This is a genomic window from Corallococcus sp. AB018 (assembly GCF_003986945.1).
GTDB classification, from domain to species: domain Bacteria; phylum Myxococcota; class Myxococcia; order Myxococcales; family Myxococcaceae; genus Corallococcus; species Corallococcus exiguus.
This window is the reverse complement of the sequence record NZ_RAWR01000241.1, coordinates 1-15,612: the sequence shown is the minus strand read 5'-3', so window position 1 is coordinate 15,612 and position 15,612 is coordinate 1. Positions and strand designations below refer to the sequence as shown.

Annotated in this window: 11 protein-coding genes; 6 read left to right on the top strand and 5 right to left on the bottom strand. The window is 71.9% G+C overall.

Going from position 1 to position 15,612, the window contains the following annotated elements; translation table 11 throughout:
• Positions 1 to 60: 60 nt before the first annotated feature.
• The 3 genes from D7Y11_RS36070 to D7Y11_RS36060 all read left to right on the top strand — a co-directional run bounded on the left by D7Y11_RS36070 (position 61) and on the right by D7Y11_RS36060 (position 7,145).
• Positions 61 to 4,041, top strand: coding sequence for a serine/threonine-protein kinase PknK (locus tag D7Y11_RS36070; protein WP_126935946.1), 3,981 nt, complete (start codon positions 61 to 63; stop codon positions 4,039 to 4,041).
• Positions 4,042 to 4,160: 119 nt separating this feature from the next.
• Positions 4,161 to 5,726, top strand: a complete 1,566-nt coding sequence (locus D7Y11_RS36065; RefSeq protein ID WP_126935945.1) for a hypothetical protein — start codon at positions 4,161 to 4,163, stop codon at positions 5,724 to 5,726.
• A gap of 3 nt (positions 5,727 to 5,729) precedes the next feature.
• The gene (locus D7Y11_RS36060; RefSeq protein WP_126935944.1) at positions 5,730 to 7,145 is read left to right on the top strand and encodes a serine/threonine-protein kinase; all 1,416 of its coding nucleotides are present in this window, start codon (positions 5,730 to 5,732) and stop codon (positions 7,143 to 7,145) included.
• A gap of 6 nt (positions 7,146 to 7,151) precedes the next feature.
• Here D7Y11_RS36060 and D7Y11_RS36055 read toward each other — a convergent pair whose 3' ends face one another.
• From D7Y11_RS36055 to D7Y11_RS36035, 5 genes are all read right to left on the bottom strand, one after another.
• A complete protein-coding gene (locus tag D7Y11_RS36055) occupies positions 7,152 to 8,501 on the bottom strand; it encodes a sigma 54-interacting transcriptional regulator (RefSeq protein ID WP_120580079.1) in 1,350 nt (449 codons plus the stop codon).
• A gap of 153 nt (positions 8,502 to 8,654) precedes the next feature.
• Positions 8,655 to 9,452 (bottom strand): ZIP family metal transporter, encoded by a 798-nt coding sequence (locus tag D7Y11_RS36050; RefSeq protein WP_126935943.1) that lies wholly within the window; start codon positions 9,450 to 9,452, stop codon positions 8,655 to 8,657.
• A 103-nt stretch (positions 9,453 to 9,555) separates the two neighbouring features.
• Complete coding sequence (locus D7Y11_RS36045) at positions 9,556 to 10,536, bottom strand: HEAT repeat domain-containing protein (RefSeq protein ID WP_126935942.1); 981 nt, start codon at positions 10,534 to 10,536, stop codon at positions 9,556 to 9,558.
• Positions 10,536 to 11,702 (bottom strand): HEAT repeat domain-containing protein, encoded by a 1,167-nt coding sequence (locus tag D7Y11_RS36040; RefSeq protein WP_126935941.1) that lies wholly within the window; start codon positions 11,700 to 11,702, stop codon positions 10,536 to 10,538. The genes D7Y11_RS36045 and D7Y11_RS36040 overlap by 1 nt, the downstream gene beginning before the upstream one ends.
• A 115-nt stretch (positions 11,703 to 11,817) precedes the next feature.
• A complete protein-coding gene (locus tag D7Y11_RS36035; protein ID WP_120580071.1) occupies positions 11,818 to 12,363 on the bottom strand; it encodes a peptidase M23 in 546 nt (181 codons plus the stop codon).
• Positions 12,364 to 12,640: 277 nt separating this feature from the next.
• Between D7Y11_RS36035 and D7Y11_RS36030 the strand changes: the two genes are divergently transcribed.
• From D7Y11_RS36030 to D7Y11_RS36020, 3 genes are all read left to right on the top strand, one after another.
• Positions 12,641 to 14,158 carry a M91 family zinc metallopeptidase gene (locus tag D7Y11_RS36030; RefSeq protein WP_126935940.1) on the top strand — a complete coding sequence of 506 codons (1,518 nt, stop codon included), beginning with the start codon at positions 12,641 to 12,643 and terminating at the stop codon, positions 14,156 to 14,158.
• A gap of 10 nt (positions 14,159 to 14,168) precedes the next feature.
• Positions 14,169 to 14,825: a hypothetical protein gene (locus D7Y11_RS36025; protein ID WP_120580069.1), complete on the top strand. Its 657-nt coding sequence runs from the start codon at positions 14,169 to 14,171 to the stop codon at positions 14,823 to 14,825.
• A gap of 87 nt (positions 14,826 to 14,912) precedes the next feature.
• The gene (locus D7Y11_RS36020) at positions 14,913 to 15,581 is read left to right on the top strand and encodes a spermidine synthase (protein ID WP_233607501.1); all 669 of its coding nucleotides are present in this window, start codon (positions 14,913 to 14,915) and stop codon (positions 15,579 to 15,581) included.
• The last annotated feature ends 31 nt before the right edge of the window (positions 15,582 to 15,612 follow it).

Genomic DNA, 15,612 nt, shown 5'->3' with positions numbered 1-15,612 from the left:
GGGCTGGTGGGGGTGGGCATCGTGCTGGCGCGGGCGCTCTGGTAGCCTCCGGGCATCCGCATGCGCTGTCCGGTCTGCCACCGCCGCCTCGCGCCGGGCGCGGCGTGTCCCGTGAATGGCGTCGCCGCCGGGTCCGGTCTCCCCCTGGAGCCGCTGGCGATTCCCGACGTCCCCGGCCTGTCCGGTGCCGCCCTGTTGGGAGTGGGGGGCTTCGCCCACGTCTTCACCGCGGCGCGCGAGTCGGACGGCCGCGAGGTGGCGCTCAAGGTGGGACTGGGGCCACACCATGCGCGCTTCGCCCACGAGGCGGAGGCGCTCCGGCGCGTCGGGCCGCCCACGGTCCCTGAAGTGCTGGAAGAGGGGCGGGTGGGAGGCCGGCCCTTCCTGGTGCAGGAGCTGTTGCGAGGGCAGACGCTCGCGGCGTGGATGGCGGCGCTGCCAGGGACGGGCGCGGCGTCCGTGGCGCGGGTGCGGGAGCTGCTGACGGGGCTGTGTCCGGCTGTGGCGCGCGTGCACGCGGTGGGAGTCGCGCACCGGGACCTCAAGCCGGAGAACATCTTCCTGCGCGAGGGTGGTGCGCTGAGCCTGCTGGACTTCGGGCTCGCGCGATGGATGGACGCGGGGCCGGCGGAGGAGGCGGGCAACCGCGCGGGCACGACGGTCTACATGTCGCCGGAGCAGTGCCTGGACGCGCGCGAGGCGGGTCCGGCCGCGGACATCTACGCGTTGGGCGTCCTGCTCTTCGAGTTGCTCACGGGGACGCCGCCGTTCCACGGCACTCCGGACGAGGTGCGCGAAGGCCACGTGAGCCAGCGTCCGCCGCGCGTGTCGGAGCGGGCGCAGGTTCCGGGGGCGCTGGACGCGGTGGTGGCGCGGTGTCTGGCCAAGGAGCCGGCGGAACGGTACGCGAGCGCGGAGGAGTTGCTGGCCGCGTTCGAGGCCGCGTGCGCGGAAGGGCCTTCGCTGTCCGGTGTCGTCGGGGCGAGGGATGCGCGGTCGGCGCAGGCGCTGGTGACGTTCGCGGGCGCGCGTCCGGTGGCGGTGCTGGGGCTGCGCACGGCCGCGTCGGTGGAAGGGCTGGCGGCCACGCTGGAGCCGTTCGGCGGAGTGCTGGCACGGGTCGCGGCGGGCGGCTACGTACTCGTCTTTTGCGAGTCGTTGTCGGCGGAGGCGAACGTGCGCGCGGGAGCGCTCGCGGCACGGCGGTTGGTGGAGTCCGGAGAGGCCTCCGCGGTCCTGCACGTCGCGGTGCTGTACGTGCATCCCGGCACCACGTTGCCGCGCATCGCGGGTGCCGCGCTGGAGCGGCCGGAGACGTGGTGGGGGAGGGCACTCGCGCAGGGCGAAGTGCGGGTGACACCGGAGGCGGTCGCGAGGCTGGAGCCCGGGTGGATCGAGCCCGTCAGCAAGCCTGACGACATCGAAGCCTCGCTCGGGATTCGTGATCCTGGCGCGCGGGAGGAACAGCGTCCCGAGAGCATCGGATCCACGGCAGGGCCGGGGAACGCAGGCGACGCGCGCCCTGCGGTGCGGGAGTCCGCAATCCGCGAGTCCACTTCGTCGCAAGCGGCCGCGGAGAGTCCACGCGCGGCGTCACCAGGATCCGGGGACACCGAGCGCGAGAACGGCGCGGTCTTCCGTCTGCGCCTCCACGACGAGGACGGAGCTCGCGCTGATGGAGAGCCTCCTCCGTTCGTGGGCCGCGATGCGCTGCTGGATGCCCTGGTCGCGGACGCGGCGCGGAGCCTGTCGTCCTCGGCACCGGGCCTGGGCGTGCTCACCGGCGAGGTGGGGCATGGCAAGTCACGGTTGCTCAAGGCGCTCGCGCTCCAGTTGGAGTCCACGGGCCACGCCCGGGTCGTCCGCCTGCGCGCGCCTCCTCCGGATGCGTCGCTGTCCAACGCCCTGCTGGATTCACTGCGCGCCGTCGCGGGCCGTCCGTCCGCGGAGCCCCGCATCCTGGCCGAGGCCCTCGTTGCCCAGGCACGTGAAGCCCCGCTCGTGCTGTTGCTGGACGATGCCCACCTCGCGGATCCCCTGAGCCTGGATGTGCTCGAGCGCGCCACGCTCGAAGGACCGCGGGCGTCCCTTTGGATCTGCGTCGCCGGACGTCCTTCGCTGCTGGGCCTGCGTCCCCACCTGGGCGAGCGCAGCGCCCACGTCTCACGCCACACGCTGCCGCCCCTGCCTCCGGAAGCCAGCCGTGCGGTGCTCGTCCACCTGCTGCGTCCGGCGGAGCACATCCCCGAACCCGTGCTCGCGCGCCTGGAACTCCTGGCGCAAGGCGTGCCCCTGTCCCTCGTCGAACTGGCTCGCGCGCTCCGAGCCGCCGGGGCCCTGCGTTCGGCGCCGGGGGGCGGATGGTACGTCGCGCCGGATGCGCTGCTGGATGTCTCCGTCACGCCGCTGTTCGAACGGCTGGCTCCACGCGTGCTCGCGGGCCTTCCGGAAGCCCACCGTGTTCTCGCGCGGCTGTGCGCGGTGCTCGGCACGGAGGTGGACGTCGCACGCGTGGACGCGGCCCTACGCCACCTGACCGCGGGACCGGAGCTGTCGCGAGCCGCCGCGCTGGACGCGGGCGCAGGCCTACAGCGACTGACCCGCGCGGGCCTCCTGCGTCCCACCAGCCCGGGCCGCTTCGCCTTCCGCCACCCGCTGCTGCGCGAGGCCCTGGAGGCCCTGCTGCCTCCCGCACCCCGCCGCGCACTGCACGCCGCCGCACTCAAGGCCAGCGTGGGCGACGACGTGGCCGAACGCCGCCGCCGTGCGCACCACGCGGCCGTCTGCGGTGCCCACCAGGAGGCCTCGCGCGACTACCTGTCGCTGGCCGAGGAGGCCCGCTCCGGTCACCTGCCCGTGGAAGCGGAGCAGCACTACACGCGCGCGCTCGCGCTCCTTCCGGAATCCGATGATGCGCGCCGGGCCCAGGCGCTCGCGGGACGAGGCAAGGTCCGCCACCGCCTCCAGCGCTTCCGGGAAAGCCTCGCGGACCTGTCCGCCGCGCGCGCCCTGGCCCGCATCCGGGGCGACGCCGCGCTCGAAGTGGACCTGCTGCTGGAGGAAGCCACCGCGCGCGACTGGATGGAGGACTCGGATGGCTCCGCCGTCTGCACGCGCGAAGCACTCGACGCCATCGAGCCCCTGGACGCGCCGCGCCTGTCCCTTCGCTGTGGCCTGGCCCGGGGCCGTCTGCACGTGCGTCAGGGCGAGTGGGCCGCCGCGGCCCGCGTGCTCACCTCCACCGCCGAAGGCTCCGAGCGCGCCCGGGACCACGAGACGCTGGTCGTGTCGCTGGCCCTGCTGGGCTCCGCGCTCACCTTCCTGGACCGCGCGCCAGAAGCCGCCGAACGCTTCGACGAAGCCCTGGAGCGCTGCGAGGCCGCGGGCGACGGACTGCACAAGGCCGCCGTGCTGTGCAACCGCGTCCTCTTGTGGCTCCGCCAGGGCGACGTGCCCCGCATGGAAGCGGACCTGCGTCGCGCCATGGCGCTGGGCCGCGAATTGGCCCACGCGCAGATGGAGCGCTGGTCCACCTTCAACCTGGCGGAGGTCCTCTACATGCAGGGCCGCCTGGACGAAGCGCTCCCCCTCGCGCAGCGAGCGCATGAGTTGGGCGTGCGCTTCTTCCGCGAACACCCCGTGCCCGTGGACGCGCTGCTCATCGCCCGCATCCAGGCCGCCGCGGGAGACGAGGCAGCGGCGGCCCGCCAGCTCGCCTGGATTTCGGAGCGCTGTCCGCCGGAATCCCTGCCGCCCACCGCCATCATGCGGAGGCTGGTGGAGCTTCAGGTCCATCAACAGGCCGCCGGCGCCTTCCAAGCGACGGACTGGGCCGCGCTCCACACCGAAGCGGACGCGCTGGCCTCACCGGATGAGAAGGCGGAGATCCTCCTTCAGGCCACCGCCATCGCGCGCCGCACGGGCGCCATGGAAGAAGCCCTCGCGTGGCTCGAACGCGCCGGCCCTGTCGTGGCGGAAGCCCCGCTGTGGTCTACGCGTTTCCACGCATTGCGTGCCGCGCTCGTACCCTCAGCGTTGTAACGGGAATCGTTACACGGTGCCGCGCACGTAACCTTTCACGCTACAGGGAGACAAGAGGGCCGCGCCTGGGGTTTCCTTCCCTTCCTGTTTCCGAATCCTACCCAAGGAGTGTTCGCGCGATGGCCTCCTCCGTCCTCCGAGTCCCCTGGTGTTTCCTGTTGCTGGCCCTGACCGGCTGCGAACCCGCGCTCCCGGAAGACACCACCGCCAGCGCCGATTCCGACGTCGAGCTCGGCACGAGCAAGGCGGACATCCGCATCGCCAACTCGCTCACGACGCGGGAGCTGGTGCTCAACGCCATCGCCGCGAACCATGACGCCAACGCGGCCCTGTCCACGAACTCGCTGGAGTCCCTCTTCGACCCGGACGTGATGAGCCCTGGCATGGGCACCGCGCTCATCAACAACCAGCTCCGCGACCCCTACGCGCAGCGCTTCATGGCGTACCTGGTGAGCTGTGCGTTGGGCGAGGGGGAGACGCTCGAATACCTCAACCCCTTCCAACCCTCCGGTTCTCAGCGCAGTGAATGGGCCGGCTCCGCGGGCCTCTGTCCGTGGTGGCGCACGCAGGCGCCGGGAGAAGCATGCCTCCGGCGCGTGACGGCGTGCCTCCTATCGCGCAACAACGGCCTGGGCTACCGCGTGGAGCTGTCCATGCGCGGAGAGATCCATGAGCCCGACCTCTCCATCGCGCAGCCGTTCGCGCTGGACGCATGGACGGTACCGCTCGACCACGTGCCGACCACGACCGCGTCCGTGAACAGCGCCGTGCCGTGCGACGAACAGACGGTGGGCGCGGAGCGGAACTGCGGCTGGAAGATGCACTCGGTGGGGTGGTGCCCGGCGGGGCAGACCATCTCCGTGGGCGCGGGCGGCCCGGCGGTCTGCCCGTCCGGGACGCCGCTGGGTTCCAGCGGCGAAGCACGCATGGTGCTGCGCGTGTGCCGGGGCATCGCCGGCTGCGACAAGACGGACGCGCGCCACGTGGAGTCCAGCCAGGGGTGCGTGCCGGAGTCCACGGACCCCTCGTCCTCCACGGACACGGACCCCTCCGTGAACTTCACCTGCCCTGTGTCGGGTGGGTACTTCACGGTGATGACCGCGCCCTGGGACAGCGACGCGGAGGGCACTGCGACCGTGGGCGTCTCGGCGGGAGTGCAGGCGCCGCTCTCCGAGCGCGCCGTGTACCGGGTTCGCGAGGGCGCCTTCTACGGCAACCTCTTCGGCAGGGACGCGCTCCGTGACGACATCAACGTGACGGTGACGTTGGTGGCGGGGCAGAAGGACCGCTACACCATCAACCGTCCGAAGGGCCGCCAGTCGAAGCCCGTCTTCAAGGACCTCTACTCCTGCTACGACCCGGGCTGGGTGTACGGCCGGGCGTACGCGACCTACCGCGTGTGCGCGCTGCCGGGCACGGAAGAGGACTGCGCGGCCACCGTGACGGGGCCGTGCTGGAGCACCACCCCGAACACGCCCTACCAGTGCAAGACGCAGGACGGCTCGCTGCTGTCGGGCGACGGCGACTTCGAGGCCTGCATGGACACGTCCAACCAGGTCTGGGAGGAGCCCGTCACCGTCTTCCTCAACGGCGCGTGCGACCTGGTGGATGATCAGCATCTGCAGCTGTGCAAGCGCTGGACGGAGCCCCCGCCGCCCCAGGAGACCTCACGGGGCAAGCGCTAGCCCATGGCGGGCAATGGCGAGGAGGCCCTCTACGGCGAGGAGCTTCGGCCCGGCGCGCTCGTGGGCGAGTGGGTCGTGGACCGCGTCCAGGTCCACGGCCCCGTGTCCGCGCTGTACCGGGCGCGGCACGCGCAATCCGGCGTGCCCGCGGCGCTGAAGGTGCTGCACCCGCAAGTGGCCGCGGCGGCGGTGGCGCTGCGGCGCTTCCGGCGTGAAGCCGCCACGTTGCAGCGGCTGCGCCATCCGCACATCGTCACGGTGCTGGGGTACGGCGAGCTGTCGGACGGCCGGCCCTTCATCGCCATGGAGTGGCTGGAGGGGCAGGACCTGGCGGCGGAGCTGGCCACGCGCGGGCCCCTGTCCCCGCGCGAGGTGTTGGAGGTGATGGAGCAGGTGGGCGCGGCGCTGCGGGTGGCGCACGCGGCGGGCGTGGTGCACCGCGACCTGAAGGTGCAGAACGTGGTGCGGCTCGCCCCGGGGCGCGGCGGCCCCGCCGTGAAGCTGGTGGACTTCGGCGTGGCGAAGGGGCTGGTGCCGGGCGCTCCGGGCAGCTCGTCGCTCACGCACACCGGCGTGGTGCTGGGCACGCCGCTGTCCATGGCGCCGGAGCAGATCCGCGGGGAGGTGCCGGACGCGCGCACGGACCTGTACGCCGCGGGCGTGCTGCTCTTCCAACTGCTCACGGGCATGCCGCCCTTCCAGGGCACCACGCGCCACGAGGTGGAGCAGCAGCACCTGCACGCGCCGCCGCCACGCCCCGGAGAGCACGCGCCGGTGTCCGCCGCGCTGGACGCGGTGGTGCTGCGGTGTCTGCGCAAGGCGCGCGAGGAACGCCACCCGGACGTGGACGCGCTCCTGGAGGACCTGCGGGGCGCGGTGCTGGGAGGCGCGGCACCGGTGGCCGTCCCTCGCGCGGTGGGGCTGTACGTGGAGGCCCGGCTGACGGGAGAACCGGACCCCGCGGCGATGGAGGATCTGGACGCGGGCCTGGAGCGCGCGAGCACGCTGGCGCGCGAGGCCGGCATGGAGGTGCGGGTGATGGGCGGTGCGTGCCTGCTCGCCGTGGCCAGCCTCCCGGACGACGTGCGACGCGAACGGGAGCTGCGGGCGCGGGTGCTGGACGTGGGGCTCGCGCTGACGGGGAAGGGCACCTCCACCGCGCGCCTGCACGTCACCGTGCACGTGGACCGGCTGACGTCGCGGGAAGAGGCTCACGGCTGGACGGAAGCCACTGCCTCCGCGTGGGACGCGGCGGGCGGGGAAGGGGGCCTGCTCCACCTGCCCGGTTGGGTGCGGGGTGACGGAGAAGCGGCCACGCCCATCGTCACCGGCCCGGCGCTGCGGGGACTGGAGGCGGACTTCGTCGTCAGTCCCGTGCCGGATGCCTCCGAGCGTTGGCGGCTCTCCTCCCGGCGCTGAAGCCGCCTACGGCTTGATGCCGTGCCTGCGCAGCAGCCGGTAGAAGTGCACGCGGTCCATGCCGGCGGTGACGGCGGCCTGGGCCACCTTGCCCTGGTGCTTCTCCAGGAGCGCCCGCAGGTATCTCCGCTCGAAGTCGTCCACCACGCGCCTGCGCTGCTCCGCGTACGGCCGCGACAGGTCCAACTCCAGCGGGCTGCCCTCCGGGCGAGAGTCCTCCTCCGCCAGCGGCAGCGCGTCCTCGAACACCAGGCAGCGCTCCAGGTGGTTGCGCAGTTCGCGCACGTTGCCCGGCCACGCCGCGTGCCTCAGGCGCGACAGGAACTCCGGCGTGCGCAGCGCGCCCGTGCGCTCCGGGTCCGCGCCCAGCGACGCCAGGATGCCCGACACCAGCATGGACAGGTCCTCCGGCCGCTGGCGCAGGGACGGCATGGCGATGCGCAGCACCGCGAGCCGGAAGAACAGGTCGGAGCGGAAGCGGCCCGCGTTCACCTCCGCGCGCAGGTCGCGGTGCGTGGCCGCGATGAGCCGGACGTCCACCGGCTGGTACGTGTTGCTGCCCACCCGGCGGATCTCCCGGTTCTCCAGCACGCGCAAGAGCTTGGGCTGCAACTCCGGGGGAAGCTCGCCAATCTCGTCCAGGAAGACGGTGCCGCCGTCGGCCTCCTCGAAGACGCCCGCGCGCCGGCTCACCGCGCCGGTGAAGGAGCCCTTCTCGTGGCCGAACAGCTCGCTCTCCAGGATGTGCGCGGGGATGGCGCCGCAGTCCACCACCAGGAACGCCGCGTCCTTGCGCCGGCTGGCCTGGTGGATGGCGAGCGCCGCCTGGCTCTTGCCCGTGCCCGTCTCTCCCTCCAGCAGCACCGTGACGTCGCGCGCGGAGGCCCGCTCCATCATCGCGAAGCAGCCGCGCATGGCCACGGACGTACCCACCAGCGTGCCGAAGCGCGTCAACTCCGACAGGGGCAGCCGGTTGCTCTCCGCGCTGAAGTCGAACCGCAGCACCACGCGGCCCAGCCGCAGCAGGCTGCCGCTGCGCAGGATGCCCTCGACCACCTGCACGCCGTCCACGATGACGCCGTTGAGGCTGTCCAGGTCCTTCACCTGCGGGCCCTTGGGCCCGATGCGCACCTCGCAGTGGAAGCGCGACACGGTGGAGTCCTCCACCGCGAAGTCGTTGAGCGGATGCGAGCCCACCGAGCAGGTGTCCGCCGTGGACTCCCACACCATGCCCGCGCCCGGGCCCTCCACCACGGACAGGCGGAAGCGGCGCACCGTGGGCAGGTCCCCCGGACGGCGGGCCTGCTCGTACGGCAGCGTCACGTGGAGCGCGGCCTCCTGCCCCTCCTCGTCCAGGTGGGCGCCCTTGTCCTTCGACTCCCCGGGGGTCCCGTCGACGCGGGTTCGATCCGACACAGACATGCACCTGAAACTACCACGTCCGGGCCACACGGGGCGGGGCAGCCGGGTGTCCGGCAGGACACAGACGCGGTGCGCGCATGCAAAGCGTCAGCTCAGCGTCACGTCCAGGAACATCATCAGCACGAAGCCCACCATCAGCCCGGCGGTGGCCTCCTTCGCGTACTCCTGGCGGTGGCTTTCGGGGATCATCTCGTCGCTGACGACGTACAGCATGGAGCCGCCCGCGAACGAGAGCGCCCACGGCAGCACGCCTGAAGCGAACGACGTGGCGAAGAAGCCCACCAGCGCGGCCACGCCCTCCACCAGCCCCGTGTAGAGCGCCACCAGCACCGCCTGCTTGCGGCTGTACGCCACGCCCATCAGCGCCAGCGCGACGACGAAACCCTCTGGGATGTCCTGCAGGCCGATGCCCACGAGGATGGGCGCGGCGATGGCCATGGAGCGGCTGCCCACGCCGGTGCCCACCGCCAGGCCCTCCGGGAAGTTGTGCAGCGCGATGGCCAGCACGAACAACCAGATGCGCTTCAGGTTCGCCGCCTGCGCGTTGCCCTCCTGGCCCTTGATGAAGTGCTCGTGCGGGATGAAGCGGTTGCACAGGTGCAGGAACAGGCCCCCCCCCAGCATGCTGCCCCCCACGATCAGTGCGGGGACGAAGCGCGACGTGGAGCGCTCCTCCGCCAGGTGGATGGCGGGCACGACGAGCGAGAAGGCCGTGGCCGCGAGCATCACGCCCGCGCTGAAGCCCATCAGCACGTCCCTGGTGCGCTGGGAGATGCCGCCCATGGCCAGGGCGGGCACGGCGCCCAGGCTGGTGGAGAGGACGGTGACGGCGCTGCCAACGAGCGCCAGGGCGAGGGTGGACGAGCCGAAACCGCTGTCGAACATGGCCCCCTCAACCTGCCGCTCTCCCCGCCGCCCGGCCACCTTTTCGGCGGGGCCGGGCGTGAAGGATGCCCGCCATGGAACAGCCGTTCCCCAGCGGACGCACTCAGGGCGACAAGCGCTGCTTCTCCCGCAGGATGAGGTGCCACTCCTGGAGGTTGCGCTGGAGCGCGGACAGCCACGCGTCGATTTCTGGATCCAGGCGCTTGTCCACGCCGCGCAGGGACTCCAGGAGCGGCCGGGCGCCGGACTGGCCCAGCCGCGCCAGTCCCTCCAATGCCGACTTGCGCACCGCGAGGTCGCTGTCGCTCCGGTACAGCGAGGTGAGCGAACGGCGCGCGCCCGCGGACTCGGAGCCCGGCACGCCGCCCAGCGCCTTCGCCGCCGCCGCGCGCAGGCCCGCGTTCTCCGAGCTCAGCTGTTGGGTGAGCTTGCGCACCACCTCCGGGCTCGCGGCCTCCATGGAGACCTCGCCGAGCAGGCGCGTGGCCAGCGCCGGGTCGTCCGTGGCCGAGGCGACCTTCACCGCCGCTTCCGCCAGCTCCGGGTTGTGGCCGAAGTAGATGCCCGCGCTCTCCGTCACCAGGTTCTCCACCACCGCCTGGCGCACCTCCGGCGCGCTGTCGCGCACGAGCTGCTCGTAGGTGACGACGTCGCCGTTCTTCGCCATGAACTCCACCGAAGGTGAGCCCTGGAGCGCGCGCACCGCCGCGGCGCGCAGGCCGGGGTCCGCGTCCTGACTCGCGCGGGAGAGCAGCGGCTGGAGCAGCTCCGGCTTCTGCGCGTTGCTTGCCTTGGTGGCCAGCGCCGCGCCCACGGCCTCCAGCACGGCGGGGTCGCGCTCCTGGCTCACGGCCCGGCCCAGGGCCTCCGGCGGCATGGCGATGGCGGCCTCCTTCAAACGCAGGCGTGCGTATTTGCGGTACGCGGGCGAGCCCGTCTTCATGGCCACGCGCACCTCGTCCAGCATGCCCTCCACCGTGCAGGCCGTCCGGGTGGGAGTGGCGACAGGCGCGCCCTGCGCCAGGACCAGTCCTGGCAGGAGCGACAGCCAGAGCACCCGGGCCTTCATCGTTCGCGAGCCCATCAGTGCGGCGCTCCTTCCTCGACCACGCAGTCGTGATGTTCCTTCTTGCCCATCCAGATGCGCGCGAAGTCCGTGGTGCCGGTGGCGTACAGCGCCTTGAAGTCCAGATAGTCCTGCCGCAGGCGTGGGTCCTTGCGCGCGAACTCCTCCACCAGGGGCAGTGCGTCCGCGCCAGCCGCGCGCACCGCGAAGCGCAGGAAGGCCCAGCGCACGCACAAGTCGTGCTCGCCGTCGAAGGCAGCGCGGTACGCGGCAAGGGCCTTCTGCGGGTCCTCGGTGACGGCGAGCCGGAAGGCGGCCATCTCGCGCACGTCGCGCTCCTTGTCGGTGCGCATCACCTTCGCCAGCGCATCGATGGAGTCCGAGTCGAGCAGCGGGTCGGAGTACGACGGCATCTCCAGCGCGAGCAGCCGCACCGCCGTGTCCTCCGACGTGGTGCCGATGTCCAGCAGGTCCTTCCAGTACGGCGCATACGTGCCGGTGCGCTCGTAGTCCTCCTTCATGACCCGGCCCAGCGTGCGCGTGGCCACCCACGCGGCGGAGTCCGCGGAGTCATCCATCGCGATGGCCTTGATTCGGCCGCGCGTCTCCGGCGTGAAGCGGTGCTGCGTCTCCAGCGCGTCCAGGACGGCGGCGCGGTCCTGGGTGAACAGCGACTTGTTCTCGGCCACCGCCATCAGCTTCTCCGTGACGCGCGGGTGTCGCACGGCGGGCGCGGTCTTGAGGGCCTCCAGGTAGATGAGCGACTCCGGCGGCGCGGCGTTCACCGCCCACGCCAACAGTTGCAGTGCGCGGTCCGGGTCGTTGCCCACGAGCTCCGTCAGGCGCTCCTGGAGGTAGGCCACCAGCGCGGTGTCGCGCGCCTGGATGGCTGCGGCCACGGAGGCATGCAGCGACTCCATCGTCGCGGACCTGTCCAACGCTGCCAGCCCGTCCCAGCACCCGGGCATGGGGATCTCCTCGCGAGGTCCAGCGCGCGCGGCGGGCGGAGGCTCCCCGGTGGCGCCATTCCCGGCTGCGGCCGTGGGCACGGAAGGAATCGCCGCGACGGGCAGCGAAGGACCGGCGTCATCGCTCCCAGCCGAGCCCCGCCACCACACGACGCCCAGGGCGACGAGGAGGACGAGGCCGGCGAGCGCGACCTTGAAGAGTGGACGGGAGGTCATGTCGAAGGGAACTCACGCGGAAGAGGAACGACGGGCGCACGCGCGCCGGACGTCGGAGACGTGAAGCCGGGCAGGGGACGTGCGGCCCCTGCCCGAGGACACCTGCACGCTTTGGCTACAGCGTGGGAACGCCCAGCCGGTTGGTGCAGTTGGCGTTGGTGCCGCACGTGGTGCCGACGCTGGTGTACCAGGCCGACTTGCGCGTGCCGTACTGCCGGTTGTCCGCGTGCACGTGCGGGCCGGTGGCGCTGCCCGTGCCGCCCACGAGCCCCAGCGCGCAGCGGTCGCACGTCTTCGTGCCAGAGCTGACGTTGGCGTAGAAGTGCAGCTGGCGGAAGTCCCAGCCGTTCGCGCCGGACACCACGTAGTAGTTGCCCGCGCCACCGTTGCAGGTGGAGCCGTAGCAGGCCGCCGCGCAGCCGCCGTAGTAGTAATAGTAGTAGTTGCCCACCAGCATGCCGCGGTGGTTCCACTCGCCGCAGGATCCGTTGCCGATATCCAGCGCAGTGTGGCTGCTCCCGGTGCAGTTGTAATAGGTGGTCGAGTTCACGTAGGCCGCCGGGTCGCAGATGGGGCCGTTCGCCGTGGCCGCCACTCCTGGACCAGCCCACGCCGCGGCGGCCAACGCCACCCCGGCGGACAGCAACGTCTTCAGCTTCATGCGGTGCTCCCTCCCGTCATCCGTCCTCCGTTCCCCGATGAATGGGGGGGAGGCGGTGAAGCTGTAATACATGAAAAACTGGAAACCATCTCGCGAATCGGGAATTGAGAAACACAACGATTCCAGGGGCTTCCGTGCCGCGCCGTGTCGTTCCGGGTCGGGCGACGCAACTGGCGGCAAACGTTCACGACAATCTGGAATGTCGGCGTTCTGCCGACCCTGGCGCCCCGTCGCCCGGACCCCTGGCCAGGTGTCTCCGTCACCTGGGAGAAGCGACATGACCACGATTGGCAAGCCCGGCTCGCGCACGACGTCCCCTGTCAGCACCCCGCAGCCGAAGACGCCCGCCACGCTGGCGAAGCCCAACGCGGTGAAGGCCGCCGTCACGCAGCGGATGTCGGACGGCTTCGACTCCGGGCCTCGCGCGGGTTCACGTCCCCAGCTGTCGGAGGTCCGCACCACCGAGACGGCGGTGAAGAAGGACAAGGACGGCGGCGGCTTCCTGGGCGGTATCGCTTCGGGCATCGGTTCGGCCATCGACAAGGTCGCCAAGGGTGTGGCGAAGGCGCTCGCGCCGCAGGTGAGCACGAACGCGGATGGGCGCACGGTGGTGGACCTGGGCGCGGGCAACAACACCGCGAAGGTGACGCAGAACAAGAACGGCGGGCTCACCATCACGTCCGGCAGCGACACGGTGAACCTCACCGCCGAACAGTCCAAGGGCGTCATCATCAACGGCGGCGCCGGCAACGACTCCATCACCGTGGACGCGAGCGTCACGCAGGACGTCACCCTGGACGGCGGTGACGGCGACGACAAGCTCACGGGCGGCGCGGGCAATGACACGCTCATCGGCGGCGCGGGCAACGACACCATCATCGGTGGCGAGGGCAAGGACACGCTGAAGGGCATGGACGGCGACGACTACCTGGAGGGCGGCGCGGGCGATGACCGCATCATGGGTGGCGAGGGCCGCGACGTGATGTACGGCCTGGACGGCAACGACTACCTGTCCGGCGGCAAGGGCCGGGACTACATCGACGCGGGCGCGGGCAACGACCGGGCCTATGGCGGCGAGGGCGACGACCAGGTCATTGGCGGGCGCGGCGACGACACGCTGAGCGGCGGCGCGGGCAACGACGCGGTGGCAGGCGGCGCGGGCAAGGACACGGTCCGTGGCGGCACGGGCACGGACAAGCTCTACGTGGAGGAGGGCGAGACCACCGCCGACGCGGCCGAGGGCGAGCGCGAAATCGTCGACATGACGGACGCGGACCAGCGGGGCTCCTCTGTCTCCGTGACGGGCAGCGCGGAGTTCCAGGCGCGCGTGCAGTCGGACCTGGACGCGATGCGCTCGCTGCCTTCGGGCCAGGACCTGCTGCGCACGCTGGACGACAGCGGCAAGAAGACGGTCATCCGCGAGACGTCCAGCGGCAACAGCGCGGGCGGCACGAACTTCAACGACGGCTTCATGAACGCGGACGGCACGCCGGGCAAGGGCACGGACTCGCAGGTGAACTACAACACCACGCGCATCTCGCTGGGCAGCGAGGAGTGGATGAACCGCCCGCCCGTCGTGGGCCTGTTCCACGAGCTGGTTCACGCGTCGGACATGAACAACGGCACGCTGGCGCTGGGCTCCAAGGACGGCACGCGCAACCTGGAGACCTCCGCGGTGGGCCTGCCCATCGACCTGGACCAGGACCCGTCCACGCCGGACGTGGTGCAGGGCGGACGTCCCGGAGAGAACGTCCTGCGCGACGATCTGAACCTGCCGACCCGCCCGCGCTACTAGGATTCGGGGGATGAAGACCTTCCGCCGCGCTGGTGCCATCATGGCGCTGGCAATCATCATGGGCTGTGCGCGGGCGCCGGAGCGGCCCGCGCCCCCAGCAGCGGATCCAGGAGGACAGCGCGTGGCCCAGGCGGACGTGGAGCTGAAGGTGGAGTCGGTGGCGCGCGAGGCGGACACGCTCGCCGTCACCTACGCGGTGCACAACCGGACGCAGAAGGCCGTGCTGCTCACGGACGGCCTGTGGGACGTGGGCTTCAGCGGCCACCTCACGCTGGCGCCCGAGCGGGCCTACGTGGACCTGTCCGGCGGCAAGGTGGTGCTGTCGCGGATGTTGCTGCCGGTGCCGGAAGACCTGGCGGTGGAGGCACCGGAGGTGCCCGCGGTCAGCCGCGTGGAGCCGGGCGCCACGGCGAATCGCCGCGTGGTGGTGCCGCTGCCCCTGCGCACCGCGCTGCCCTACGCCACGGGCCCGGAGGAGACGCGCGAGCTGTCCACCGTGCGCGAGGTGTCCCTGCGCGTGGGCTACCTGCCGGACGCGGACGCAATGACGCTGAGCCAGGGGAAGGACGCGCAGGGCACGCCCATCCAGACGCCGCGGTACGGGCCGGCGGTGACGGCGCAGCGGGTGTTGGACAGCGGACCCCTGCCGGTGACGGACGCGAAGTAGGGAGCCCGGGTCCTGGCGGAAGAGGACGAGCGCGATGACGGCTCCGGGCCCGTCATCGTCACCGAGGACGAGGAAGGACGCCGCTCGTTGCGCTTCGGCGACGGGGGGGCGCGCCAGAGCGTGGTGTGGCCTGGCGAACCGCTGCGGCTGGAGCTGCCGTACACCCGCATGGCGATGGTGGCGCTGGCGTTCGTGCCCCAGCCGGAGAACATCCTCGCCATCGGATTGGGCGGCGGCTCCATCCCCATGTTCCTGCACGCGGTGCTGCCGGACACGCACATCGACGTGGTGGAGCTGGACGCGGCGGTGGTGGACGCCGCGAAGGAGTACTGCGGCTTCCAGGAGGACGCGCTCCTGCGCGCGCACGTGGGGGACGGGCGGGCCTTCATCGAGGCGGACGGGCCGCCCTACGACCTCATCTTCCTGGATGCATACGGGGCGGATCAGATTCCCGGGCACCTGGCCACGCGCGAGTTCCTGGGCGCGGTGCGTTCACGGCTGACGCGGGGCGGGGCGGTGGTGAGCAACGTCTGGGAGTCCGCGGGGAACCCGCACTACGAAGCGATGGTGCGCACCTACCAGGTGAGCTTCCACGGCCTGTCCATCTTCGAGGTGCCCACCACGACCAACCGCGTCCTGGTGGGGCTGGAAGGCCCGTCGCGGCTGACGCGCGAGGCGCTGGTGGAGCGGGCCCGCAAGGTGGAGCGTGAGCGGAAGCTGCCGTTCAGGTTGAGCACCCTGGTGGCGCAGCGCTAGCTGCCCCTGACGCGGCGGCTGGGGCCGGTAG